Origin of the sequence: Nocardia sp. NPDC051750, from assembly GCF_044453135.1 — a bacterium.
Lineage (GTDB): Bacteria > Actinomycetota > Actinomycetes > Mycobacteriales > Mycobacteriaceae > Nocardia.
In genome coordinates this window covers 892,290-916,959 of record NZ_JBITCK010000002.1, presented here as the reverse complement: position 1 = coordinate 916,959, position 24,670 = coordinate 892,290, and the positions used below count along the sequence as shown (strand labels likewise).

Below are 24,670 nucleotides of genomic sequence, written 5' to 3'. Positions count from 1 at the left end.
TGCGGAGTCCCACGATCGAACCGGGATCGACCGGGAAGGTCCTGCCTGAATCGTCCGCACGGAACGCGGGACCGATCGGCGGTCAGCGGTGGGCGGTCGTTCCGGTGCCACTATTAACGTGCGAGAACGGCACAACCATGACTGCTGGGACCGATCGACCGGGAAAGGGCCTTCATGCACCCGCAGGCTGCCATCGAGCGGTGCTCACCGCCCGCCCACCGGCCGCGACCGGCGCGGAGCTCACGATGACAGGGCCGACGGACCCCGGCCGGCAGCCCCTGCTGCACGGCCCGCTGTTCTCCCGCCGCACGCCGTTGAAGCCGGACAACGCGGCGTCGCGGATCAGCGCCTACATCTACGGCAACGTCCTCGTCCTCACCGCCCTGGTACCGGTGGTCACCGCGCACAAGCACGTCGGGATCCTGGTGGTCCTCGGCACCGCCGCCTCGACATTCGTCGCCCACAGCTTCGCCGAAACCGTGGGCGACAGTGTGCGCCGGCAACGCGCCGCGACCCGGCACGACCGCATCCGCGGACTCCGCAATTCGGTGCCGATCCTCTCGTCGGCGGTGCTGCCCTGCGCAATCCTCGCGACCGGATGGCTGGGCTGGATCGAACCCCGTACGTCGCAAATTCTCGCCGAGGTTCTCGTCCTGATCCGCATCGGCGGCATCGTGTTCGTGATCGGCCGCCTGCGCGGCGAACGTCCGAGCCGCGCCTCGATCGTCACCGCGGTACTGCTCACTCTCGCTGCCACCACGGTCGTCGTCGTGAAGATCGCACTCACCCACTGAATTCGACGGAGATCGCCGCTGTTGTGACTCGGGAGGTCGGCCGCGGTAGGCCGTACGAACCCAGCTCACGAAAAAACCGAAAATCCGTCGTAACATTTCCCACTCTTGTAGACATATGTGGGCGTAAGCACAACTGTCCCACCCGGGACACCTATGAAAGGAACAGTGTGAAACACAGAAGTTTCCGCACGTTCGCTGCCGCCGTATCCATCGCCGCCGCCGGTCTCGGCGCGGCCGGCACCGCAGCCGCGGCACCGCTGCAACTGAGTGAAGCGGCACCGATCCAGGACGGAGAGGGCGAGGCCGGTACCGGGTCCGCGGCCCTCCTGCCGGTCCTGCTGCCGCTGCTGCTCAGCGGGTCGGCCGACGGAGCCAACGCCGGAACCGAAACCGCCACCCCTGTAAACGAGGGCAGCACCGGATCCGCGGAGACGCTGCTGCCGGTCCTGCTGCCGCTGCTGGCCAGCGGATCCGCCGCCAGCGAGTAAGTAATACACTCGTACGCACCTCCATGGACGATTTCGGCCCCGGGTCGCCGGCGCGGCCACTTCAGTGAGGGACGTACACCCCCAAATCTGCGCAGGCTTCGGAGAACTTCCTGAGCCGCCGAACCCCGGAAGGCATTTCAGCCTCCGGGGTTCGGTCTTTTTCGGCCATGACTACTGGTTCAGCGCTCGAAGACGCTGCCGGCTACCGCTCGAAGACGCTGCCACTACAGGGACGCTGCTCCCGGCGCCGGCGGGATCGGCGTGCCGATGATCCATTCGTGGCCGAACGGGTCCCGGACCCGGCCCTGCCGGGCACCGTACGACCGATCCGCCACCTCGAACACGAGCGAGCCGCCCGCGTCGACCATGCGTTGAGCGAGTGCGTCGGGATTGTCGGCCACGACGGTGAGCAGTAGGCCGCGGCCGCCGAGCCGGAGTGGGTCCTGGTCGAATTCGTCGGCGTCCTTCAGTTCGAATACCGCACCGCAGGGCAGGCCGAGTTCGGCGAAGACGACCCGCCCGTCCGCCTCGTGCCGCTGCCGGAGCACGGCGCCGAACGTTTCGCCGTAGTAGCGGATTGCCGCGCCGGCGCCCTCGACGACCAGTTTCGGCGTGATCTTCTCGATGTTCATACGGGCGAGTATCGGTGACCGCACCACCCGCCGACTTGTAACTTTGTCGCCTGTCCAGGCGCTCACACGGCGGCGACCTTGCCGCGGAAATCGCTGGGACGCACACCCCGATGGCGTTTGAACGCCGCACTGAAACCGAAGGCGTCCGCATAGCCGACGGCCTTCGCCACCTGCGCAACCGTCAGGTCGCGGTCGGCCAGTAGTTCCTCCGCTTCGTCCATCCGGCATTCCGTGAGATACGCCAGCGGCGACTGGCCCATGACGTCGGTGAAGCGTTTGGCGAACAGAGCGCGGGACACACCGGCCGCCGCCGCCAGAGAGGCCACCGTCCAGCCCGCGGCGGGACGGCTGTGCATTGCTTCCAGGGCCGGGCCCACCACCGGATCGGCGGGGCCGCGGTACCAGCCCGGCGCGTCATTGTCCTGCCTGTCGAACCAGTCGCGCAGGGTGCACACCAGCGCCCAGTCGAGCAGCCGGTCCATCAGCGCCTGGGCGCCGGCCGGGCGAGCGGTCGCGTCCGCGGCGACGGTGGCCATCCAGGCACAGACCTCGACGTCGTCGGACGCGACCAGGACGGGCGGCAGCGCGCGCAGGAGTCGTTCGTGGCGGCGGCCCGAGGCGCGGTAGGCGCCGACGATCAGCGCCGTTTCGCCGGCGGGATCGTTACCCCAGCGGCCGTCGTCCAGGGCGGCGTCGCATTTCGGGTCCGCGGCGAAGCAGGCGATCTCGTATTCGGCATGGGGCAGCGCCGCGGAATCGCCTCGGTCGGCGAGCAGAAAGGGCTCGCAATCACGCACTACGGCGGTGTCGCCGGCCGAAATACGATGTTCGGCACCGCCGGGCAGGAGAAGTGTGCCGCCGCCGCGCAGCACGGTCACCATCGTCAGCGGGGCGCGGTCGGCGAAGCGGATCGTCCACGGCGCGTCCAGCACCGCGTGGGTGACCACGGAACCTTCGGCCCGGATACCGCCCAGCAATCTACTCAAAGGATCCACCCCCACGAGCGTAGACGAACTCCTATCGAATGTGGATCTTCACCCATAGATCGTCCAGCGGAACCGGTGTGGAATGAAAAGCGATCGCCCGCTACCCGGACCACCTGGAGGATCCGTGCACAACACTCCGACAGACGACACCACCCGCACCGCTCTGGTCGTCTTCGCCCACCATCGCCCCGACTCGCTGACCGCCCATATCGCCGGCCTGGCCATCCGCCGGCTGTCCGCGGCCGGCTACCGGATCGACCGGCTCGACCTGCACGGCGAGGGCTTCGACCCGCGGATGACCGTCGCCGACCAACCGGAATGGGGCAACCGGGAGAAGACCTATTCACCTGAGGTCCACGACCATATGCGCCGGATCCTCGCCGCCGACCTGATCGTCGCGGTGTTCCCGGTGTACTGGGTGCAGATGCCGGCCCTCCTCAAGGGCTGGATCGATCGGGTGTGGAACTACGGCTTCGCCTACGGCCGCAGCGCACCGAGGCTGGCGGGCAAACGGATGCTGTGGCTGGGCCTGGCCGGGGCGGCGGACGACGACGGTTATGTCGAACTGATGCAGCAATCGCTCGGCCCCCAGCTCAACGAGGGAATCGCCTACTACTGCGGGTTGTCCCATTCCACGGTCGGGCTGCTGACCGGTGCGGAGGACAAGCCGCAGCGTGTCGATGACGCCGGCAACCTCGTGCTCGGCGAAGCTCTGACCGGTGCCGCGCACACGGCCCACTACGAGGCGTTGGAGCGCCGCGCGATGGGCTTTGTCGACGAGTTGCTCGCGTCTGCCGCGGTAGCGGCCTGACGAGCCCCGGACGCCGTGCCGGTCTGTTCGCGTGTGACATCCGGCGGCACAGGTCCGGGCACCGCACACGACCGGGGCGACCGACGCCGCAGAGGTGCCGACGCGGCAGAGGTACCCGGGTAGCCGAGGTGTCTCGGTGCCGGGTGGCCGACGTGTCGAGTGGCCGGTAACCGGTGTCACACATGCGGCGGAAATAGCGGGCCCGCCGGCGCGGTTGAACACCCTGTCGGCGTCCGAACAGCCCCGGGCCTCACCCCTTTTGTCGCTACGAGCGACCACTCGCCGAGAGGCGCTTGTGGGGCGCCGACTCTCTCTTCGAACGCCGCCGAGCCCCGCTGCTCGGCGGCGTTCGCATGTCATTCCACCGGCCCGTTTCCCGGCAGCTGCGAACCGGGCATCGCGGGAGTGAGGGCTGGACCACTATCCCCGCGCCGAGCTTGCGACCCTACCCTCCCGTAAGGGTAGGGTTCGGGTCGCTGAGTGGTTGCCGATCATCGATGCCCGGCAGTGCGGCCGATTCCGGCCCGTACGTCTGCCCACCCGGCCCCACAGATCTTCCGCGTGGCGACCCGCGTTCGCCCGCCGCGCTCACGCGCGTCCAGTGAACGGAGTCAGCGACAGTGCCGACGACACAGCGGCCCGACAACCGCGCCCTCTCGGTGGCGGCAGCCCTGCGCAGCCCGAAGCGACTGCGGACCGAGGTACTGGCCGGCCTCGTCGTGGCCTTGGCGCTGATCCCGGAGGCGATCTCCTTCTCGATCATCGCCGGGGTGGATCCCCGGGTGGGCTTGTTCGCCTCGTTCACCATGGCGGTCACCATCGCGATCACCGGCGGGCGGCCCGCCATGATCTCGGCCGCGACCGGTGCCGTCGCGCTGGTCGTCGCGCCCGTGGTGCGCGACCACGGGCTGGACTATCTGATCGCGACCGTGATCCTGGGCGGTGCGATCCAGATCGCGCTGAGTGTGGCCGGGGTCGCGAAACTGATGCGGTTCATCCCGCGCAGCGTCATGGTCGGATTCGTGAACTCGCTGGCCATCCTGATCTTCCTGGCCCAGCTCCCGCACCTCTTCGGTGTGCCGTGGCTGGTGTATCCGATGATCGCGGCGGGGCTGGCGATCATCATCGGGCTACCGAAACTCACCACGGCCGTCCCGGCACCGCTGATCGCGATCGTGGTGCTCACCACCGTCACCCTGGTATTCGCGCTGCACGTGCCGAATGTCGGGGACGAGGGTGAACTGCCGTCGAGCCTGCCGATTCCGCTGCTGCCCGATGTGCCGCTGACGCTGGAGACCCTGCGGATCATCGCCCCCTACGCACTGGCGATGGCGCTGGTCGGCCTGCTGGAATCGCTGCTGACCGCCAAACTGGTCGACGACATCACCGATACCCACTCGGACAAGTCCCGCGAAGGCTGGGGGCAGGGCATCGCCAATATCGTCACCGGATTCTTCGGCGGGATGGGCGGTTGCGCCATGATCGGCCAGACCATGATCAATGTGAAGGTCTCCGGTGCGCGTACCCGGATCTCCACCTTCCTGGCCGGTACCTTCCTGCTGATCCTGGTCGTCGGCCTCGGCGGGCTGGTGGCGCAGATCCCGATGGCGGCGCTGGTGGCGGTGATGATCATGGTGTCGGTGGGCACCATGGATTGGCATTCCCTCGCGCCCGCGACACTGCGGCGGATGCCGATCGCGGAGACCACCGTGATGCTGGTGACCGTCGGCGTCACCGTCGTCACCCACAACCTCGCGTACGGCGTGATCGCCGGCGTACTCACCGCGATGGTGGCGTTCGCGCACCGGGTCGCGCATTTCACCGAGGTCGTGCCGGACATCGAATCCGCCGCGGACAGCGATACCCGGGTCTACAAGGTGCGTGGTGAACTGTTCTTCGCGTCCAGCAACGACCTGGTCTACCAATTCGACTATGCCGGCGACCCGGCCAATATCGTGATCGATATGTCCGAAACCCATATCTGGGACGCCTCCACCGTGGCCGCGCTCGATGCCATCACCACCAAGTACGCGGCCAAGGGCAAGCGCGTCGAAATCCTGGGATTGAACGCGGCCTCCGTGGCCCGGCACCAACGTCTTTCCGGTCATCTGGCCGGCGCCCACTGATATGGAGGATGCGGCACCTCCGCCCGCACGTGCCGGTTTCGACGGCGGTTCCGGTCAGTACCTGCAGATCGGGCAGGTGGCGGAACGGACCGAGTTGTCACTCAAGACCATTCGGCACTATGACGAGGTCGGACTCGTCCAGCCGTCGGCCCGGTCGAGCGGCGGTTTCCGGCTCTACACCGCGGACGACGTCGAACGGTTACTGGTGATCCGGCGAATGAAGCCCCTCGGTTTCACGCTCGCGGAAATGAAACAACTGCTGGAATGCCTGGAGATTCTGGGCGACCCCGCGGCGTCCGCGCCCCGGCGCGCCACGGCATCCGGCGAATTGCTGACCTTCCGGGAGAAGGCACGCGAGAGCGCCGAGCGGTTGCGTAAGCAGCTCGCCTACGCGCAGGAATTCACCGAACTGCTCACCAGCCGAGTGGAGCCGGGACGGTCCGCAAACCGTTCAGCGGCCACATAATTCGCCACCGTGTCACGGGCTCCGTCCGGTGTCGCCCCCGGCGCGCGCCACCCGCGCTTCGATTCCGGCGACGATGGTATCCGCGACCAGCCGCGCATGCCGGCGCACCGCAGGCTTCCCGAGCGGGTCCGAGGGCGACATCCGGGTGGCCAGCGGGAGTGCGGCGTAGGGCGCGGTCGCACCGTGGGCGATGAGGAAGTGCAGCGAGCGTAGATCGTCGCGGTGCAGGATCTTGCGCTGGAGCAGCGGTTTCAGGGGTTCGGCGAGCAGCACCGACATCGGCTGGATGTGCCGGTCGTAGAGGTAGGTCAGGCGGGGACTCTCGATCGCCGCTTCCATACTGATCAGCCGCACCACATCGGGGTATTCGGCCTGGAGTTCGAGGAAGCGGACGATACCGAGCCGGAACTCCTCCAGCGGCGGCAGATCGGCGCGTTCGGGCCGGATCTTCAGCAACGTGACCGCGTTGGCGAAGATCCAGTCCGCGACCGCGTACCAGAGGGCCTCCTTCGACCCGAAGCGCTGGTGGATCAAGTTGTGGCTCACGCCGAGTTCCCGGTTGATCGCCGCGACCGACGTGCCGGTGAACCCGTCCCGGGCGAAGACCCGTAGCGCGGCGGCGAGGATCTCGTCCACCGAGGCAGGTGTTTCCCCGGCAGGGGGCCGGCCCCGGCCTTTGCGCGACCCGCGCGGTTCAGGTGCGACCACAGCGTCCATACCCGCAATTATATTGACACCGATCAATTTCTCTGCAACTGTGAGCCCAGCCACTTTTGCTCTGCGGTGCGGCGGGTCGCAGCGGCTCTGCACTGTCCGCGGCTGCCTCGCCGGAGCGCCCGACGAGGACTGGATGCTGCTATGGAATCCTTTGTGCACCTGCGGAAAGGCACGACTCCCGACCGTCTGCACGCCGATCTCGACGGCCTGAAGGACGATGAGCTGGGGCGTGGCGGTTTCACCGGCCGCACCGCGCAGCTGTACCGGCGCAACGATCCGGTGAGCTATCGCGCGACCGGGCCCCTCGCGCCGGTCGATGTCCTGGCCGACGCGCTGAAACCCACCGATTCCACCGACCCGGCGGGCTCCCCGCTGCTGCTGTTCTCCAACGCCGACTGCCGCATCCTGCTGAGCCGGCGCGCACAGGAGATGCCCTTCTTCGCCCGGCATATCGACGGCGACCTGCTCTCCTTCGTGCACAAGGGTTCCGGGTTGCTGGAAACCGAATTCGGTCCGCTGCGCTACCGGGAGGGCGATTGGGTCTACATCCCGAAGGCGTGCACTTTCCGGCAGGTCCCCGACAGCGAATCGACGCTGCTGATGATCGAAGCGACCGAGGAGTTCCGGGTGCCGCCGGCGGGCCCGCTGGGCCGGCATTTCCCGTTCGATCCGAACCGGATGACCGTCCCGGAGCCACTGGCCATGGACGACGACGGGCGCGACGAGTACGAGGTGCGCCTGGTACACGAGGGCGGCCCGACATCACTGTCTTATCAGCATCATCCGCTGGATGTGGTGGGCTGGCAGGGCGACAACTTCCCGTTCACCTTCAATATCGCCGACTACAACGTGATCCTCTCCGATACGGTCCACCTGCCCGCCACCGTGCATCTGTTCATGCAGGCCACCGGCGTGTACGTGATGAACTTCCTGCCCAAACGCGCCGAGTCCGGGCCGGGTACCGAAACGATCCCCTGGTATCACCGCAATGCCGACTACGACGAGATCGCGTTCTTCCACGGCGGCGAGATGTACGGCGTGCCGATGCCGCCGGGACTGATCTCCCATGCACCGCAGGGCGTGCACCACGGCGCCCCGGAGCAGATGCGGGAACGGGCCCGGCGCAAGCGCGAGGAGTTCAGCCGGATCGGCTGGACGACCATCGCCGTCGACACCCGCCGGCGTCTCGTCCCCTCCCCCGAGGTACTGGCCAACAACCTCGGCGCGCACTGAACACATCGGCTCTCCTTCCGGCGCAACGGCTTTCGCGTGCCTTCCCATAGGTACGACGCGACGGTCGCCGGAAACTCCCGTTTCGAAAGGCAATTCATGTCGCACCATGTCGAACGCGTCCCGTATGTCGTCGCCTACGCGAACACCTCCGGGACCCGGGACGCCTACGGTGGTCTCAGCGAAATCGTCACCCTCGATTCGATTCTGGTGAAACCGGCCGATCTGCCCTCGGAGACGGTGCTCGTCCTCATGCACCCGGTGTCCAGCGGCACCTACCTGCCGATCGTGACCGCACTCGCCAAGGCCGGGCACCACATCATCGTCTGCAACAGCCGCTACCGGGGCGCCGACGCCGCGCTGCTCATGGAGAAAGTGGTGCAGGACCTCGGCGAATGCATCCGGGACGCGAAGCAGCGGCTCGGCTACCGGAAGGTGGTCCTGGCGGGCTGGAGCGGCGGCGGCTCGCTGTCGGTGTACTACCAGCAGCAGGCCCGGCACCCGACGGTGACGGCGAGCCCGTCCGGTGACGGCCCCGATCTCACCGCACTGGATTTGCTTCCGGTCGACGGCATCCTGCTGATGGCCGCCCATATCAGCCGCCACCACACGCTCACCGAATGTCTCGACCCGTCGATTCTCGACGAATCCGATCCGGCCCGGCGCGATCCGGAACTCGACCTCTACCACCCGGACAACCCCAACCAGCCGCCGTACAGCCCCGAATTCGTGGCCCGGTACCGGCAGGCGCAGCACGACCGGAACCGCCGGATCACCGCCTGGGTGAAGGAGAAACTGGCCGCCATCCAGGCCTCCGACCGGCCGCAGGACGAATTCTGTTTCGTCGTGCACGGCACCATGGCCGACCCCACCGTTCTCGACCCGGCGCTCGACCCCAACGACCGCACACCGGGCGAGTCGTATCTCGGTGAACCGCAGGAGGTGAACATGGGCGCGTTCGGTCTCGCCCGGTTCAGCACACTGCGCAGCTGGTTGTCGCAGTGGAGTATCGACGATGCCCGCGGCGACGCGGTGGCCTGCGGCCCGGATATCGAGGTGCCCACCCTGGTGCTCTACAACGCGGCCGACAATGTCTGCACGCCCTCCCACGGCCACCGCATCTACGAGGCCCTGGGCTCCGCGGACAAGGAACTACACGAAATCCCCGGCGCCAACCACTACTACCTGGGCCCGGGCCAGCGCGAACCCCTCGCGAAAGCGATCACCCTGGTCGACGGCTGGCTGCGCGCCCGCGGCCTCGGGCCCACGGCGTGAGCGGGTCAGGGCCGGAGGCGGTAGCGCAGCGTCACCACGCAGGCCCCCCGCTCACGCCCGATGCACACGGCGTGAGCGGGTCAGGGCCGGAGGCGGTAGCGCAGTCAGGAGATAATGCCTCGATGGACTCCGCGACAACCGGCGCGCTGGACGGTATCCGCGTACTCGAAATCGGCACTCTGATCTCCGGCCCGTTCGCCGGGCGGCTACTCGGCGATATGGGCGCCGAGGTGATCAAACTCGAACCCCCGGACGCGCCGGACCCGCTGCGCACCTGGGGCCAAGCGGAACTGGACGGCCATCATTTCTTCTGGACCGTGCACGCCCGGAACAAGAAGGCCGTCACCCTGAACCTCCGTGAGGACGCGGGCCGCGACCTGTTCCTCGAACTGGCGGAGAAGTCCGACATCATCGTGGAGAACCTGCGCCCGGGCACGCTCGAACGGTGGGGTCTCGGCTACGACGTGCTGCGGGAACGCAACCGCGGCATCATCCTGGTTCGAGTGTCCGGGTACGGGCAGACCGGTCCCGACGCGAAGAAAGCCGGGTACGCGTCGGTCGCCGAGGCCGCCAGCGGCCTGCGCCATATGAACGGTTTCCCCGGCGGCCCGCCTCCACGCCTGGCGCTGTCCCTCGGTGACAGCCTGGCCGGAATGTTCGCCGCCCAGGGCGCGCTGGCGGCTCTGTACCGGCGGACTGTCACCGGCGAAGGACAGATCGTCGACGCCGCCCTCACCGAAGCCTGCCTGGCCGTCCAGGAATCCACGATCCCCGACTACGACATCGGCGGTGTCGTCCGCGGCCCCTCGGGGACCAGGCTGGAAGGGATCGCCCCGTCGAACATCTACCGGACCGCCGACGGCAGCTGGGTGGTGATCGCGGCCAACCAGGACACCGTCTTCCGGCGCTTGTGCACCGCCATGGACCGTCCGGAACTCGCCACCGACGAGCGCTTCGCGAACCATACGGCGCGGGGTCGCAACCAGGACGAACTGGACAAGATCATCGGCGACTGGGCAGCGAAACGGCAGCCCGCGGAGATCATCGCCGAGCTGAGCGAGGCGGGCGTGATCAGCGGTCCGATCAACACGGTCGCCGAAGTCGTCACCGACCCGCAGCTCAACGCCCGCGGCATGATCGCCGACCACTACGACGAGCGCATCCAGCGGAACGTCAAGGGGCCCGGCGTGATTCCGGTGCTTTCTGCCACTCCGGGCACGATCCGCAACGCGGGATCCACACGACCGGGTCAGCACAACAACGAGGTCTACGGCGGATTGCTCGGTAAATCCGACACCGACCTGTCGGAGCTACGGTCACGCGGCATCGTCTGATCACTCGACCGGGTCCGATTCGCTGCGCCATACTGGCCGCCATTCGATGAAACGCCGTACGACGTCCTCGGAGGGTGCACATGTCGATCGGAATTGCCGGCATCCGGCTCGGACACTGGTCGGATATCGAACGTGCGACCGGCTGTACGGTTCTCACGCTCCCGGAAGGGACTGTCGCCTCGGCCGAGGTCCGGGGCGGGGCGCCCGCGAGCAGGGAACTGGACGCATTGTCGCCCGACAAGACCCTGGCCTCGGTCGACGCCATCCTGCTCACCGGCGGGTCGGCGTTCGGACTCGCGGCGGCCGACGGGGTCATGCGCTACCTCGAGGAAAACGGCCGCGGGGTCATGACTCCCGGTGGACGCGTCCCCATCGTCCCCACACTGGCGCTCTTCGATCTCGGGGCCGGTGACCCCGCTGCCCGCCCGACAGCCGAACACGGATACGCGGCTGCCCGGGCGAGCACGGAAGAACAGGTCACCCACGGCCGGATCGGTGCCGGGACAGGGGCATTCACCGCGCATTGGCGCGGGCCCGACCTCCGCCGCCCCGGCGGAATCGCCTACGCACAACGCCGATTGGGTGATCTCACGGTGGGCGCGTTGTGTGTCGTCAACGCATTCGGCGATATCGACGACGGCAGCGGAGAGATAGCGCTGGACGCGGTGGCCATGCTCGCGCAACCCTTCGAATTCGCGGAATCCCGGACGCACACCACCATCGGCGCGGTCGTCACCAACGCCCGGCTCGACAAGATGGGTTGCTTCATCGCCGCCCAGGGCGCCCACGACGGATTGGCCCGGGCGCTGACGCCCCCGCACACCCGGTTCGACGGGGACGGGTTCATCGCCGCCGCCACCGGCGAAACCGAAGCCGATATCGACACCGTACGGTTGATGGCCCTGGCCGCGGTAACCGAAGCCATCCGATCCCTCGCAGCCTGACACGGACCCGCCGCCGGTGCGGTACCGAACCGGGTCAGAGCAGTGCGGTCCGGGGTGCTTTCAGGCCGATGGCGGTGGCGCCGGCGAGTTCGCGGGTCGTGTCGTAGTCGAAGATCACGTGGCCGCTGAGGACGTCGACGTCGCGTTTCAGGCGTTGCATGGGGTGGTCGGTGAAGTGCACGCTCGCACCGGAGGCGTGGAGCAGGTCCGCGATGATGGCGCGGGATTCGTGCACGATATGGGCGGCGGCGAGGCGGGCCTGGGCGCGGATCGGTACCTGGACCGGGGTGCCGGCGTCGAGGAGGCCTTCGATCTCGGCGACCGTATCGCCGAGCAACCCGTGCAACGCCCGCAACCGCACTCGGGCGTGACCCAGATGCGCCTGGGCCATCGGTTTGTCCTGCTGGCGGGTGCCGCCCTCGTAGAGGATGCGGCCTTCGAGGCGGTCGGCGTAGATATCGGTGGCGCGTTCGGCGGCGCCCAGGGCCGGCATCGAGGCCGCCAGGGCCAGGGCGGGGACCAGCGGCCACCGGTAGGTCGTGGCGTCGTGCACGGCGGCGCCGGGGGCCGATCCGCCGTTGATGTCGAAGGAGCGGACCAGGCGGTGGTCGCCGACCCGGGCATTGCGGATCACGACATCGTTGGAGCCGGTGGCGCGCATACCTTCGGTGTGCCAGACATCGTCGATGGTGATCTCGGTGGCGGGGAGCAGCGCCAGCGCCGGGTAGAGGCCGGTATCGGGGCCGCACAGTGCGCCGACCATGATCCAGTTCCCGCCCATTACGCCGGTGGCCCAGGACCAGCGGCCGGACAGGGTGATACCGCCGTCGGCCGGCACACCGCGGCCGGTCGGTGCCAGCGGGGCGGGGCACAGGAACGGGCCGCTCCCGTATGCCTCGACCTGCGCCTGTTCGGGGAACAGGGCGAGCAGCCAGTTGTGCAGGGTGTAGAAGCCGAGTGTCCAGGCGCTGGAGACGCAGCCGTGCGCCATGCGGCGGATGGGGTCGAGAATGACGGGGAATTTCTCCTGCCGGCCGCCGAACCGTTTCGGCACCAGGCAGCCGAAGAAACCGGAGGCGATCGCGTCGTCGATCGTCTGCTGCGGCAGCCTGCGCAATTGTTCCGCCGACTGCGCCCGTTCGGCCAGTGCGTCGACGAAACCATCGGTGATTCCGGGGGTGCTATCCGGCTCGGCCGCAACCATATTCGCGACCGTAACATACCCGAAAGTATGGAGTGGTCGCCTTGCGGAATCCGGAAATTCCGCGACATACCGCGGCAAATACTGGCATTTACTGGACTTCCCTGGAATTGCCCCCTAGATTCTCCCCCGTGCCCACCGTCGATGCGCTGGAACAGCGCATAGCCGAGCTGCGCGCCCAGGTGCGCCGTGCCGCGGGGTCCGGTGACCGGACCGCGGCACGCCGGCTGCGCGCCGAACTCCGGACCGCCGAAGCGGAATGGGACGCGACCGTGCTCGGCACACCCGAGCCGGCCGAACCACCACGCCAGCCGTCGGGTGCCGTTCCGGTCCGCGAACATGTACACCGGTCGCTGACCCTGCTGTCGGTTCCGGCGGCCCCGAAGCTGGTCCTCGCGGTGCACGACGCGTTCTTCTCCGGGGAACTGGTCGCGGCCCGGCTCACCAGCCTGCGGCGGGACGAGGAACGGTCCTTCCGCGCGGCGCCCTACGCCCGCCCGTACTACATCTGCGCGGCCATGACCACCGATCTGCTGGCCCCGGCCCGCGGATTGCTGGCGGTGAGTACCTGGCCACCGGCGCAGCGTATGGTCGGGCCGCTGAGCCCGCGGGTGGATCTGCTCACGGCCGCGATCCGGCTGGCCCGGTATCTGACGGACCACGGCAATACCCCTGCGGGGCAACGCGTGCTGTGGCAGCTGGCGGTATCCATCCCGGGCGCCACGGACGGGGTGGCCATGGATCCGGATGTGGTGCTGGCGGCCGCGGAACGCGAGCTCGAGGTGCACAGAGAAGACGACAGACAGCAGCGGGCCGAGGCCGCGGAGCGGGCGGCGCGGCAACTGGCGGATCCCGCGGCGCAATTGTTCGGTGTCCGGCTCGCGGTGGCCGAACGGCGAAGGAACGAGGCCTGAGATGACGCTTGCGCAGAAATCCCTCACCACCCGCCTGGACGAATTACGCGGGGCGGCGCCCACCAGCCGGCACAATGCCCGCACCATCGCCGCGCTCACCGCCAACCCGGGATGTGCGCGCCGGGCACTGCTGGACGCGGCGGCGGTGGACAAAACGGTGATCGCCCGAGAGCTGGGGTTCCCGGCGCAGTTCGGTCAGTCACCGTTCGCGATCACCCGGGGTAATTCGTTCGAGGCGATGGTGAAGGCGCACGGCTGTGCCGAACTGCTCCGGCTGCTGCGCGAGGAACTCGGGCTCACGATTCCCGAAGTGGGGTATCACGATCTGGCGACCGTCGGGGACAACGCCACCAATTCCATTCGCTACCAGCGCACCAAACAATTACTGGGTCAGGCGCTGAGCTCCGGGCAGGGCACCCTGTTCGATCATCCGATGCTGCGCCTGGAGATCGCGGGGGCCACCGCCTATCTGGAACCCGATGTGGTGGCCCTGCAGATCGGCGGGAAGTTCTACGTCGTGGAGATCAAATCGTTCGCCATCGTCGACGGCCAGGCGGACCCGGCGCAGGTGGCCTCGGCCGCGCGGCAATCGGCGGTGTATGTGCTGGCGATGCGGGAACTGCTGCGCGAACTGGGGCATTCACCCGACGACGTGGCCCACGAGTCGATCCTGGTGGCCGCCCGGGATTTCACCAACCGGCCGGTCGCGGCGAAGCTGGATCTGCGCAAGCAGCTCGCGGTGATCGGGCGGCAGTTGTCGCGGCTCACCTCCATCGACGCCCTGCTGGATCTGGTGCCCGCCGGCACCTCGTTCACCCCGGGCGAGGCACTGGCGGACACCGTCGCGGCGATTCCGTCCCGGTACGCGCCGGAATGTATGTCCAGCTGTGAGCTGGCCTTCGCCTGCCGCGCCGAGGCCCGGACGCAGGGGTCGGTGGATACGCTGGGCCGCGGGGTCTGCGACGACCTCGGCGGTATCGACAATCTCGACACCGTCCTGGCCCTGGCCGACGGCACCCTGGACCCCGGCCCGGAACACGCCGATATCGCCGATATGCTGCGCCGCGCCCGGGCACTGCGCCTCGAGGTCGCCCGATGAGCGGGTCGGGCCCGGAGGCGGCAGCGCAGCATAACCACGCACCCCGGGGACACAGCATGAGCGGGACGGGCCCGGAGGCGGCAGCGCCGCGTTACCACGCAGGGCCCCCGCTCATCCCCATGGAGGCAGCATGAGCGTGCTGAGCGCGCTCGCGAAGGCGACCGCCGCACGCACCGGGCGCGCCGAACCCGTTGCCGCGCGGCGGCACTACCACCTCGCCGACCGCCCGCTGGTGCTGGTTCCGCTACGGCTGGCCGGTGAGGCCGCCGCGCCGCTGGCGGTGATGCTCGGTTCGTCGCCCGAGGATTCGACGGTGCTGATCGTCGCCCAGCCACGCGACCGGATCCTGCGGCTGCGTTTCATCGAACAGCTGGCCGACCGTGTGCTGCCCTACATTTCGTCGTTCTGCGAACAGGCCGAAGAGCTCACGGTCAAATCGACCGGGGAAACCTACCTGCGTTACCTGGACGCCCCGCAACTGCTGCTGCCGAATCCCGGCGGGGTGCAGTTCCTGCGGCTACTCGGCCGCTCGGTGCGGTTCCATCGCACCGAGGGCGAGAACGCGGTGCCGGAAACGCTGCCGCTGCTGGGGCGATGGCTCACCTGGTTCGGTGACCGGTCCGATTTCCCGGGATCCAGTGTCTGCCTGTCGATGACCTCGGTACTCACCGCCCATTGGGCGACCGGCCAGTCCGCGCTCGAGGACGGGAACCTGGCGGCCCTGCTCGGCTGGATCGACCCACCGGCCGGGCTTACCGGCCCGCAGGCCGCCGCGCTCGCCGAGGATCCGCTGGCGGCACCGCCCGCGGGCCCGTCGACCGACCCGGGATTCGACAACGAAGAGTTGGCGCCGCTGATCGCCGCCTACGACGGCGCGGAGCACGAATGGGCGAAAGTCATTGCCGCCGAACGCCTCGAACAGGCGCTGCGCGGTCAGCTGGCACCGACGTGGCGACTGATGTGGCGAGCGGTGGAACTCCTGGGTGACCTGACCGAGGGCGACCATGTGGACAAACGCTGGACCGACGACCGGTCGGCGTTCTCCTGGTTCGTCTCCGATCTTCCGGAGGGTTACCCCCAGGCCCGCCGGGATTCCGCCGTGTCGGCGACCCGGCGGCTGCTCAAACAGGAACAAGCCCTCGGTACCTTCCAGGCGCAGCGGGCATTCGACGACCCGCGCGTGCTCATCGAATACCGGCTCGTCGGCGAGGCCTTCCAGGGCACGATCACCGACTGTGAACCGGACCGGCGGGCGAAACCGAAATCTCGCGAGGTGCCGCGACCCTATATCTGGGTGCACACCACCGACCCGTTCCGCGGGCGGATCGGCGAAACCCTGTTCCGCATCGACCGGCCCGCGCAGAAGGCCGAGGTGGTCGCGGTCGACGACGAGGTGATCCAGCTGGAACTGGTGAGCGGTATGGGGCAGGGCAAGAACCCGGCCGCGGGCAGTGTCCCCGAAGAAGGCGACGGGATCGGTTTCGCCCGCTTCTCCCCCAGCGGTTTCGGCGGCCCGCCCGCCAAACTCCCGCCCCGCGAGGAAACACCATGGACGCACGGCGGCCCGCCGCCGGAGCCCACCCCCGAACCCACGGAGAACTGGTCGTGACCACAGCCGACGAGGTGATCGGCGCGATACTCACCGATCTCGACAACGCCGCCCACCGGGCGCTGGTGGTGGATTCCCCGCCCGGTGCCGGTAAGTCCACGCTGGTGGTGCGCGCGGCCCGGCAGCTGGCCGCGGCCGACGACGATCAGCGGATGATCGTCGCGCAGACCAACGAACAGGTCGACGACCTCATCGACCGGCTCGCCACCGCCGATCCGGCATTGCGGATCGGGCGCCTGTCCGCCGGGGACTACCGGCCCAGCGCCCGCATCGACCGCGAGAATGTGGATGTCGCCACCCGGCCGGCCGATCTGGAGCGGTGTTCGATCGTGATCGGCACGGCCGCGAAATGGGCCACCCTCGACGAGGGCCGCTGGTCGTATGCGATCGTGGACGAGGCATACCAGATGCGCTCGGATATGTTGCTGCGCATCGCGAATCGTTTCGAACGCGGGCTCTTCGTCGGCGACCCCGGCCAGCTGGACCCGTTCGCGACCGTCGACTCCGACCGCTGGGCCGGCCTGTCCTGGGATCCGACGATGAGCGCGGTCGCGGTGATGCTCAACCACAACGACGGTATCCCGGTGCACACGCTGCCGGTGTCCTGGCGGCTGCCGCCCTCGGCGGCCTCGGTGGTGTCCGCCGCCTTCTACCCGTTCGCCCCGTTCGAGGCGGGGACCCGGCCCGAGCAGCGGCGGCTCGAGTTCACCACCCGGGGCCTGCGGGGTCCGGTGGACGAGGTGCTGGACGAGGCCGCGGTCCACGGCTGGGCCTACTACGAGCTTCCCGCCCGCCACACCCTGCGCACCGACGGCGAGGCGGTGGCCGCCATCGCGGACCTCACCTGCCGGCTGCTGGAACGCGGCGGTGTCGCCCATTCCGAACAGGGCACCCGGGAGATCGACGCGTCCCGGATCGCCGTCGGCACGGCGCACCGCGACCAGGCTCAGGCAGTGCGTGACGCGCTGGCGGGGACGATCGGCGCCGAGGTCACCGTCGACACGGCAAACCGGCTGCAGGGCCGCGAATACGATGTCACGGTCATCCTGCACCCGCTGTCGGGCCGCCGCGATGCCGGCGCGTTCCACCTGGAGGCCGGGCGGCTGTGTGTGCTGGCGTCCCGGCACCGGCACGCCTGTATCGTCGTCGGCCGCCGCGGAATCGACGAACTACTCGACGCGCACCCCTCCGCCGAACCCGTCTATCTCGGGGTCCCGGTCAAGTTCCCGGACGGGTGGGAAGCCAACCAGGCCGTGCTCAGCCGGCTGGCCGGGCACCGAATCCCCGCCGCGGCTCATACCCGATGACCCTGGCGGACCACAGCAGCCGCTGAGGGGCGGCTCGGGCCGGACGCGATCCTCACGTTCCGATTGCCATGTCCCCCGGTGCAAGGCACCATGACGGGCATGCGAGTCGTCATCGAGCTTCGCCCTTCCCCCGAACTGTCCGCCGCCGCAGCCGAATCCGCGACCGGTATCTCCGCCACCGAGATCACCGGCGAACTCCCCGGATTCGCCCTCGACACCGGCTTCTCCCCGGTCGCCCTTCCGCCGGGCGCCGGCAACGTCAGCGACTCGTCGCTCCAGGGCGCCGGGTCCTATCTGGTGCGCGGGGAGATTCCCGATGGTGATCAGACCGCCCGGGCCGCCGTATCCGGCGCGCCGGGAGTGGCCGGGGTATTCGCGGATCCGGTCATCGAACCGGTGCTCACCTGCGGTGACGACGGTGCGGTCGGGGACTGGAAGAAAGTCGCCGAACTGCTGGGCATCGAACAGCTCGCCGCCGAGGGGCTGACCGGTGCGGGTGTGGCGGTGGCCGTGCTCGACACCGGGATCAACGCGGCGAAGGTGCGGGAGGTCGGCGGGTCGGCGATCACGATCGATGCTGCACGCAGCTGGAATCCGGCCGGAGTCAGCGGTAAGGCGGGCGAATTCGCCGTCGACCACGGCACCATGTGCGCCTTCGACGCGTTCATCGCGGCGCCCCGCGCGGCTTTCCTCGATATTCCGTTGCTGCAGAGCACCCGGTCCGGTGGGAGTCAGATGGACGGGCTGCTCTCCGACGCGCTGGCCGCGTTCGCTCATCTGCGGACCGTGCTCACCGATCAGCCCGAGGACCGCCGGGCACTGGTGATCAGCAACAGCTGGGGCTCGTTCTCACCACAATGGGATTTCCCGGTGGGCGATCCGGGCAACTACTCCGACAACCCGGACCACCCGTTCAACGTCATCGTCGGATCGCTGGACACGGCGGGCGCCGATATCCTCTTCGCCGCCGGAAACTGCGGACGTGACTGCCCGGACGGGCGCTGCGCGTACCCCGACCGGCCCATCACCGGCGCGAATTCCCATCCGGGTGCGCTGTCGGTCGCGGGTGTCGATACCACCGGGGAACGCGTGGGGTACTCGTCGCAGGGCCCGGGACGGCTGGCCGACCGCAAACCCGATCTCAGCTCCTACACCCATTTCCTGGGTTCCACGGCATTCGGCGCCGACGCCCCCGATACCGGCACGTCGGCGGCCTGTCCGGTACTGGCCGGGGTGGTCGCGGCGTTCCGCACGCAGTGGCCGGCCACGCAGATCCCACCGGCGCGGTTGCGCGAACTGCTGCTGAGCAGTGCCACCGACCGGGCCGGCGCCGGGTTCGATCACGATTACGGGCACGGGGTCGTCGCACCGCAGGCCTTGCTCGCCGAGCTGCGCAAGGTGGCGGCCCGCGCGTAGCCTGGGGGCGTGCCACTGCTCACCGTCGAACTGCCCCCGGGCTCGGTGCTGGCCGACGCACTGAGCGCACTGGGTCTCACCGAGAACGAAGTCGACCGCGATTTCGGTTTGATCGCGGTCGACCCGGACGCCGGCCGTTTCGCGCTGCGGGTCGGGGCCGAGACAGCGGCCCGGCTCGGCGATTCGGCCGCCCGGATATTCGCCGATCCACCCATCGAATCCATCAGTACAGACGAGCCCCCCGATTAGCCGAAACCCTTTGCTTCCAGCACTTTCCCGTTTTCCGGAGTTCAAACCCGGTAGTTGTCGGGTGCTGTGAACGGTCACAGAATGTGGTATCCGTTGCTCGTGGAAGGAACACCGTTCGGCCGCTACCGGCTCCTCGAACTACTCGGGGCCGGGGCCATGGGGGAAGTGCACCGCGCCTATGACACCGGCACCGACCGGCTGGTGGCGGTGAAAGTCCTTGCCCCGGAGTTCGCCCACAACGCCACCTACCGCAAACGCTTCCAGCGCGAAGCCCAGGCCGCGGCCCGGCTCGCGGAACCGCATATCGTGCCGATCCACGATTTCGGCGAGATCGACGGTCGCCTCTTCCTGGATATGCGCCTGGTACAGGGCCCCAACCTGGCGACCCTGCTCGCCGAACGGGATCGCCTGGAGCCGGCGGAGGCGGTCGAGGTGGTCGCCCAGATCGCCGCGGCCCTGGACGCGGCGCACGCCGAAGGGCTCGTGCACCGGGATGTGAAACCGTCGAACATCCTGGTCACCCGTGCGGGTTTCGCGTATCTGATCGACTTCGGGATCGCCCGCAGCGATGAGGACACCACCGTCACCACCACGGGCGCCGTGATCGGCACCTTCGCCTATATGGCCCCGGAACGCCTCGCCGACGACGATTCGGGCGCGCCCTCGGATGTGTACTCCCTGGCCTGCGTTCTCTACGAATGCCTGGTCGGAGCCAAGCCCTACCGCGGCGAGAGTATGCAGCGCCAGATCGCCGCACACCTCAACGACGAACCGCCGTCGCCGTCGACCGCCGGTCTACCGAGTCCGTTCGACGCGGTGATCGCCAAAGGTATGGCCAAGGATCCCGGCCGGCGCTACGAAACGGCCGGTGAACTGGCCGCCGCCGCCCGGGCCGCGCTGTGGGAGCCGCCGACGGCACCGTCACCGGTACCCGCAGTCCCGGCACCACGCTCGGGCCCGGCACCGGCTTCGGTAACTCCGGCCCAGGATCCGGCCGAACCGGCGTCCGCAGCGCCGGCGCCGGCCTCTGCGGCATCGGCCACGCCGGGAGCGGCCTCGGATCCGGTAACCCCGGTCGCGACCGCCCCGGCGCCGGCCGACGCCCCGGGCCCGGCCGGTCCGGCGCCTGCGACACCGGCGGCCGCCACGACTCCGGTCGGGCCGCCGACGACGCGTTTTCCCCGGCGAGCTGCTGTGGTGCTGTCGGTCCTCGCACTCGCCGTCGCCGGAACATCGGCGCTCGCACTCACCCGCGACACCAGCACACTCGTTACCGAAACGCCCGTAACCACGGCGCCGGTAACACGTTCGGCCACCACGGCCCCGGTAACGTCTCGTCGCCCGTCGAGCCCGCCACCGCAGCCCGCGCCGCCGGTCTCGGTCAGCGAATCGGTGCCGGTGACGTCGATCGCCCCCGAGGGGCCGGTCGCGGTACCCGCCCCTCCCCCGGCGTGGACCGAGCCCGAACCGCAACCCGGTCCTCCCCTGCCGCCGCCCACGGTCACCGCGACCCCGCCGCCCCCGATCACCACGACCCCGCCGCCCCCGATCACCACCACGACCGTCGAACCCACCGAATCCGAAACGACCACCCCGGAAACAACCACCTCGGAGACGACCTCCGAGACCACGGTGACCACCACCACCGACGAAACCGGCGAGGAAGCCTCGGGAGACGACAGCGCCGACGCCACAGGCAGCACCATCGCCACGTCCTCCCCCATCGGGTCCGTCACGACTTCGCCCACAACCCGGACACCGGCGGACACGGCCGCGACCACGCCCGGCTCCACCGCGACCTCTCCGCCACCCGGAGCACCGCAGCAACCGTGACCCGGCCGCGGCCGGGACCGGGTCACCAAGTGCGGGGCACACCGGTCGGCAGCGCGAACGGCACCGCCGCGACTCCCTCCGCACCCGGTGCCACCGGCAGCACCTCCGCCTCCGGCACCACAGCGCCGCCCTTGCGAACACCTGCACAGGAGACGACCGCTGACCGATCCGGCCCGGCCCTACCGCCTATCCGACGGGCCGGATCGAGTCGCATCACACAGTGTGCAGCGGGTACCACCCGCCTAGGGTCACGACATAATCGAGTCGGGGCGGGCAATGGTGCCCGATATCGGAGGTGGCGATGACCGGGGAATCAACCGGACAGCAACGGCGGGCCGTCGTCGTCGGCGCAGGTATCGCGGGACTCACCGCGGCGATTGCGTTGCGACAACGCGGCTGGCAGGTCGAGGTTCTCGAACGTGCCGAAACCGTGGGGCCCGCCGGGTCCGGATTGAGCTTGTGGCCCAATGGATTACGCGGCCTCGACGCGCTGGGCATCGGGATGGCCGTCCGGGACCGGGCGACCGCGGCCACCGAGGCAGGTATGCGCGATCCCTCCGGCCGATGGCTGGCGCGCACCGATATCGCCGGTGTCCGGGACCGCTACGGCGATCTGGTGATGATCCACCGGACGGAGCTGTTCGATATTCTGTGTGGCGCGCTCGGGGAGGGGCGCCTCCGACTGGCATCGGCGGTGCACGAGGTCGAGATCACCGAACGGGGCATCCGGATTCGGCACAGTCGCGGAACCTCCGATGCGGATCTGCTGCTCGGGGCGGACGGTATCAACAGCACCGTCCGAAGCCTGCACTGGCCCGATGCACTCCCCCCGGCCTACGCGGGGTACACCGCCTGGCGGTCCATCGTGACGCCGCCGGCGCCGGTGCACTCGGGCGGCGAGACCGTGGGGCGCGGTGAACGTTTCGGTATCGGTCCGCTGGGCGACGGCCGGGTGTACTACTACGGTTCCGCCAGTCTTCCTGCGGGAGCGAGCAGCGCGAACGGCGAACTCGCCGAGCTCCGCCGCCGCTTCGGCGATTGGCACGAGCCGATCCCGGCGCTGCTGGACGCGACGGATCCGGCGACGTTACTGCGGCACGATATCTACGAACTGCCGCCGCTCGACACCTATGTCCGCGGCCCGATAGCCCTCCTCGGTGACGCCGCCCACGCCATGACCCCCAATCTCGGCCAGGGTGCGAACCTGGCCGTCGAGGATGCGATCACCGCCGCGGCACTGCTCGACCGGTATCGCGATATCCCGTCCGCACTCACCGAATACGACCGGGTCCGCCGGACCCGCGTCGAACCGCTGCAGCGACTGTCGCGGCGTATGGGGGCCGCCCTGCAGATGTCCTGGGCGCCGGCGGCGCTGCTGCGCGACGCGATCATGCGGCTCACCCCGGTCGGCCCAGCGCTGCGGGGCCTGGCACCTGTGGTCACCTGGGAGCCACCCGACTGATATCGCCGGGTCGTCACCCACGGGTAGCGAACCAGCCCGGACGGAGCCATTTGCAGCGAGCCCGCAGCAGAGGGGGCGGGGTCAGCGTCGTGAACCCGGGAGCCACGCCTGCGCCTCGAGCGTCACGGCAAGTATTCGGGCGTGCCGACCCGAGGGCGGCAGGGCCCTAAACCCATTCCTTGCGCGCGAGGTCGAGGATCACCGGATGCATGAGGGTGGAGGGTTGTTCCCCGGTATCGCGGCGGTCCGGGGCGAAAACGGTGGCCGCCTGCAGACTCGTCGCGTCGATCGAACGCAGCGGGGCCGGTGGGTCGAGGCGTAGTTCGGGGTCCGGGTCGCGGGTGGCCAGCAGGAAACCCCAGTCGCCGAAGCTCGGCACGTCCACGTGGTAGGGCAGCACGTGCAGCCCGGAGGTGCGGACCGTGGCCGCGATACACCAGTAGGAGTGCGGGGCGAAGAACGGCGACCCCGACTGCACCACCATGGTGCCGTCCGGGGCCAGCACCTGGGCGGCCATCGCGTAGAACTCGGTGGAGTAGAGCTTGGCGATGGAGGTCTGGTCCGGGTCGGGCAGGTCGATGATCACCGCGTCGTAATCCGCTCGGGCGGTGCGCAACCAGGTGAACGCGTCGGCGGTGACGGCCCGCACGCGTGGGTCGGCGAAGGAGTTCCCGTTGAGTTCGGTCAGCCGGGGGTCGGTGCGGGCGAGGTCGATCATGACCGGATCGAGTTCGACCAGGGTGACCGTGCGCACGTCCGGATACTTCAGGATCTCGCGCAGTGCCAGACCGTCGCCACCGCCGACGACCAGCACATTCTCCCGTTTCCCGGCGAGCGTGGGATGCACCATCGCCTCGTGGTACCGGTATTCGTCGACCGAGGAGAACTGCAGATCGCCGTTGAGGAAGAGCCGGGTGTCCCGGGTGCCGAACGGTGACACGGATTCGGTGAGCACGATTTTCTGGTACTCGGTCTGATGCTGCCAGACGATGGGCGCCGCGAACAGCGCCTGCTGGGCGGTCGCTTCGAACCGATCGGCATAAACGTAGCTGCCGACCAGCACTCCGGCAACGAGCAGGGTGACCATTACGAAGGTGGCCCTGACCAGGTGCGAGAGGTCCGCGCGGAACCAGATGAACACCAGCACCAGCCCGGCCAGCGCGTTCACCACCCCGACGATGAGACTGCCCCGGATCTGCCCGAAGACCGGCAGCAGCAGGAACGGGAAGGCCAGACCACCCAGCAGGGCACCCACGTAGTCGGCGGCGAAGAGGTCCGCGACCGCGCTCCCCGCATCCTGTTTGCGGATGCGCTGCAACAGTTCCATCAGCAGCGGGATCTCGGCACCGACCAGGGCGCCGATCACGCAGGAGGCCAGCACGAGCGCGGCCGTGTAGAGGTTGAGCCAGGCGTAGGCGGCGTAGAGACCCAGCACCGACAGGCCACCGACCAGCGCGAGCGCGAGTTCGACGGCCAGGAACGCCGGCGTGGCCAGGTGCCGCAGCGGTTTCGCCGCGAGTGCGCCGACACCCATCGCGCACACCATCACACTGAGGGTGATGGAGGCCTGGGTGGCGGTATCACCGATCAGATAACTGCCCAGGGTCACCAGGGACAGCTCGTACACCAATCCGCAGGCCGCACAGACGAACACCGTGAGCAGCAGGGCGATCCGGGCGAACCGGCCGGGAAAGCCCGGCCGCGGGGCCACGGTGCCGGCTGCCGCACCGGCGGATTCCGCCGGCTCCTGATCGGCCGCGAGAGTGCTCGCCGGCAC

22 protein-coding genes are annotated in these 24,670 nt (G+C 68.9%); 17 read left to right on the top strand and 5 right to left on the bottom strand.

What is annotated here, in order from left to right; genetic code table 11:
- The first annotated feature begins 245 nt into the window (after positions 1-245).
- Positions 246-794, top strand: coding sequence for a hypothetical protein (locus ACIA75_RS11690; protein ID WP_397102698.1), 549 nt, complete (start codon positions 246-248; stop codon positions 792-794).
- A gap of 167 nt (positions 795-961) precedes the next feature.
- Complete coding sequence (locus ACIA75_RS11685) at positions 962-1,282, top strand: hypothetical protein (protein ID WP_397102696.1); 321 nt, start codon at positions 962-964, stop codon at positions 1,280-1,282.
- Between the two features lie 224 nt (positions 1,283-1,506).
- On the opposite strand, the gene ACIA75_RS11680 is transcribed toward ACIA75_RS11685, so the two are convergent.
- Both ACIA75_RS11680 and ACIA75_RS11675 read right to left on the bottom strand, forming a co-directional pair.
- Positions 1,507-1,914 carry a VOC family protein gene (locus tag ACIA75_RS11680; protein ID WP_397102694.1) on the bottom strand — a complete coding sequence of 136 codons (408 nt, stop codon included), beginning with the start codon at positions 1,912-1,914 and terminating at the stop codon, positions 1,507-1,509.
- A gap of 62 nt (positions 1,915-1,976) precedes the next feature.
- Positions 1,977-2,909: an AraC family transcriptional regulator gene (locus ACIA75_RS11675; protein ID WP_397102692.1), complete on the bottom strand. Its 933-nt coding sequence runs from the start codon at positions 2,907-2,909 to the stop codon at positions 1,977-1,979.
- A gap of 115 nt (positions 2,910-3,024) precedes the next feature.
- Here ACIA75_RS11675 and ACIA75_RS11670 point away from each other — a divergent pair, with 115 nt between their 5' ends.
- From ACIA75_RS11670 to ACIA75_RS11660, 3 genes are all read left to right on the top strand, one after another.
- A complete protein-coding gene (locus ACIA75_RS11670; protein ID WP_397102690.1) occupies positions 3,025-3,711 on the top strand; it encodes an NAD(P)H oxidoreductase in 687 nt (228 codons plus the stop codon).
- Between the two features lie 620 nt (positions 3,712-4,331).
- Positions 4,332-5,837 carry a SulP family inorganic anion transporter gene (locus ACIA75_RS11665; protein WP_397102688.1) on the top strand — a complete coding sequence of 502 codons (1,506 nt, stop codon included), beginning with the start codon at positions 4,332-4,334 and terminating at the stop codon, positions 5,835-5,837.
- Position 5,838: 1 nt separating this feature from the next.
- Positions 5,839-6,303, top strand: coding sequence for a MerR family transcriptional regulator (locus ACIA75_RS11660; protein ID WP_397102686.1), 465 nt, complete (start codon positions 5,839-5,841; stop codon positions 6,301-6,303).
- A gap of 12 nt (positions 6,304-6,315) precedes the next feature.
- Here ACIA75_RS11660 and ACIA75_RS11655 read toward each other — a convergent pair whose 3' ends face one another.
- Entirely contained in the window at positions 6,316-7,020 is a 705-nt protein-coding gene (locus ACIA75_RS11655; protein ID WP_397102684.1) for a TetR/AcrR family transcriptional regulator, read from the bottom strand.
- A 141-nt stretch (positions 7,021-7,161) separates the two neighbouring features.
- Here ACIA75_RS11655 and ACIA75_RS11650 point away from each other — a divergent pair, with 141 nt between their 5' ends.
- The 4 genes from ACIA75_RS11650 (at position 7,162) to ACIA75_RS11635 (ending at position 11,803) form a co-directional block, all read left to right on the top strand.
- Positions 7,162-8,253, top strand: a complete 1,092-nt coding sequence (locus ACIA75_RS11650; protein WP_397102682.1) for a homogentisate 1,2-dioxygenase — start codon at positions 7,162-7,164, stop codon at positions 8,251-8,253.
- 96 nt (positions 8,254-8,349) lie between these two features.
- On the top strand, positions 8,350-9,525 hold the full coding sequence (locus tag ACIA75_RS11645; protein WP_397102680.1) for a serine aminopeptidase domain-containing protein: 1,176 nt from the start codon (positions 8,350-8,352) through the stop codon (positions 9,523-9,525).
- 122 nt (positions 9,526-9,647) lie between these two features.
- Positions 9,648-10,859, top strand: coding sequence for a CaiB/BaiF CoA transferase family protein (locus tag ACIA75_RS11640; RefSeq protein WP_397102678.1), 1,212 nt, complete (start codon positions 9,648-9,650; stop codon positions 10,857-10,859).
- 80 nt (positions 10,860-10,939) lie between these two features.
- Positions 10,940-11,803, top strand: a complete 864-nt coding sequence (locus tag ACIA75_RS11635; RefSeq protein WP_397102676.1) for a P1 family peptidase — start codon at positions 10,940-10,942, stop codon at positions 11,801-11,803.
- A 34-nt stretch (positions 11,804-11,837) separates the two neighbouring features.
- Here ACIA75_RS11635 and ACIA75_RS11630 read toward each other — a convergent pair whose 3' ends face one another.
- Complete coding sequence (locus ACIA75_RS11630) at positions 11,838-13,007, bottom strand: acyl-CoA dehydrogenase (protein WP_397102674.1); 1,170 nt, start codon at positions 13,005-13,007, stop codon at positions 11,838-11,840.
- A gap of 128 nt (positions 13,008-13,135) precedes the next feature.
- Here ACIA75_RS11630 and ACIA75_RS11625 point away from each other — a divergent pair, with 128 nt between their 5' ends.
- From ACIA75_RS11625 to ACIA75_RS11590, 8 genes are all read left to right on the top strand, one after another.
- Positions 13,136-13,918, top strand: a complete 783-nt coding sequence (locus ACIA75_RS11625; RefSeq protein WP_397102672.1) for a hypothetical protein — start codon at positions 13,136-13,138, stop codon at positions 13,916-13,918.
- A gap of 1 nt (position 13,919) precedes the next feature.
- The gene (locus tag ACIA75_RS11620) at positions 13,920-15,017 is read left to right on the top strand and encodes a hypothetical protein (protein ID WP_397102670.1); all 1,098 of its coding nucleotides are present in this window, start codon (positions 13,920-13,922) and stop codon (positions 15,015-15,017) included.
- A 130-nt stretch (positions 15,018-15,147) separates the two neighbouring features.
- The gene (locus ACIA75_RS11615; protein ID WP_397102668.1) at positions 15,148-16,626 is read left to right on the top strand and encodes a hypothetical protein; all 1,479 of its coding nucleotides are present in this window, start codon (positions 15,148-15,150) and stop codon (positions 16,624-16,626) included.
- Positions 16,623-17,933 carry an AAA domain-containing protein gene (locus ACIA75_RS11610; protein ID WP_397102666.1) on the top strand — a complete coding sequence of 437 codons (1,311 nt, stop codon included), beginning with the start codon at positions 16,623-16,625 and terminating at the stop codon, positions 17,931-17,933. The genes ACIA75_RS11615 and ACIA75_RS11610 overlap by 4 nt, the downstream gene beginning before the upstream one ends.
- A gap of 99 nt (positions 17,934-18,032) precedes the next feature.
- Positions 18,033-19,349, top strand: coding sequence for a S8 family serine peptidase (locus ACIA75_RS11605; RefSeq protein ID WP_397102664.1), 1,317 nt, complete (start codon positions 18,033-18,035; stop codon positions 19,347-19,349).
- Between the two features lie 9 nt (positions 19,350-19,358).
- On the top strand, positions 19,359-19,598 hold the full coding sequence (locus tag ACIA75_RS11600; protein WP_397102662.1) for a hypothetical protein: 240 nt from the start codon (positions 19,359-19,361) through the stop codon (positions 19,596-19,598).
- Positions 19,599-19,679: 81 nt separating this feature from the next.
- On the top strand, positions 19,680-21,431 hold the full coding sequence (locus ACIA75_RS11595) for a serine/threonine-protein kinase (protein ID WP_397102660.1): 1,752 nt from the start codon (positions 19,680-19,682) through the stop codon (positions 21,429-21,431).
- Between the two features lie 301 nt (positions 21,432-21,732).
- A complete protein-coding gene (locus ACIA75_RS11590; protein WP_397102658.1) occupies positions 21,733-22,893 on the top strand; it encodes an FAD-dependent oxidoreductase in 1,161 nt (386 codons plus the stop codon).
- A 166-nt stretch (positions 22,894-23,059) separates the two neighbouring features.
- Here ACIA75_RS11590 and ACIA75_RS11585 read toward each other — a convergent pair whose 3' ends face one another.
- Positions 23,060-24,670, bottom strand: a complete 1,611-nt coding sequence (locus ACIA75_RS11585; RefSeq protein ID WP_397102656.1) for a polyamine aminopropyltransferase — start codon at positions 24,668-24,670, stop codon at positions 23,060-23,062.

Excerpts from the sequence above, each read along its gene's own strand:
- ACIA75_RS11635 (WP_397102676.1), top strand. The coding sequence starts at position 10,940 with ATGTCGATCGGAATTGCCGGCATCCGGCTCGGACACTGGTCGGATATC.
- ACIA75_RS11680 (WP_397102694.1), bottom strand. The coding sequence starts at position 1,914 with ATGAACATCGAGAAGATCACGCCGAAACTGGTCGTCGAGGGCGCCGGC.
- ACIA75_RS11605 (WP_397102664.1), top strand. The coding sequence starts at position 18,033 with ATGCGAGTCGTCATCGAGCTTCGCCCTTCCCCCGAACTGTCCGCCGCC.
- ACIA75_RS11645 (WP_397102680.1), top strand. The coding sequence starts at position 8,350 with ATGTCGCACCATGTCGAACGCGTCCCGTATGTCGTCGCCTACGCGAAC.
- ACIA75_RS11640 (WP_397102678.1), top strand. The coding sequence starts at position 9,648 with ATGGACTCCGCGACAACCGGCGCGCTGGACGGTATCCGCGTACTCGAA.
- ACIA75_RS11595 (WP_397102660.1), top strand. The coding sequence starts at position 19,680 with ATGTGGTATCCGTTGCTCGTGGAAGGAACACCGTTCGGCCGCTACCGG.
- ACIA75_RS11630 (WP_397102674.1), bottom strand. The coding sequence starts at position 13,007 with ATGGTTGCGGCCGAGCCGGATAGCACCCCCGGAATCACCGATGGTTTC.
- ACIA75_RS11590 (WP_397102658.1), top strand. The coding sequence starts at position 21,733 with ATGACCGGGGAATCAACCGGACAGCAACGGCGGGCCGTCGTCGTCGGC.
- ACIA75_RS11615 (WP_397102668.1), top strand. The coding sequence starts at position 15,148 with ATGAGCGTGCTGAGCGCGCTCGCGAAGGCGACCGCCGCACGCACCGGG.
- ACIA75_RS11655 (WP_397102684.1), bottom strand. The coding sequence starts at position 7,020 with ATGGACGCTGTGGTCGCACCTGAACCGCGCGGGTCGCGCAAAGGCCGG.
- ACIA75_RS11660 (WP_397102686.1), top strand. The coding sequence starts at position 5,839 with ATGGAGGATGCGGCACCTCCGCCCGCACGTGCCGGTTTCGACGGCGGT.
- ACIA75_RS11650 (WP_397102682.1), top strand. The coding sequence starts at position 7,162 with ATGGAATCCTTTGTGCACCTGCGGAAAGGCACGACTCCCGACCGTCTG.
- ACIA75_RS11620 (WP_397102670.1), top strand. The coding sequence starts at position 13,920 with ATGACGCTTGCGCAGAAATCCCTCACCACCCGCCTGGACGAATTACGC.
- ACIA75_RS11690 (WP_397102698.1), top strand. The coding sequence starts at position 246 with ATGACAGGGCCGACGGACCCCGGCCGGCAGCCCCTGCTGCACGGCCCG.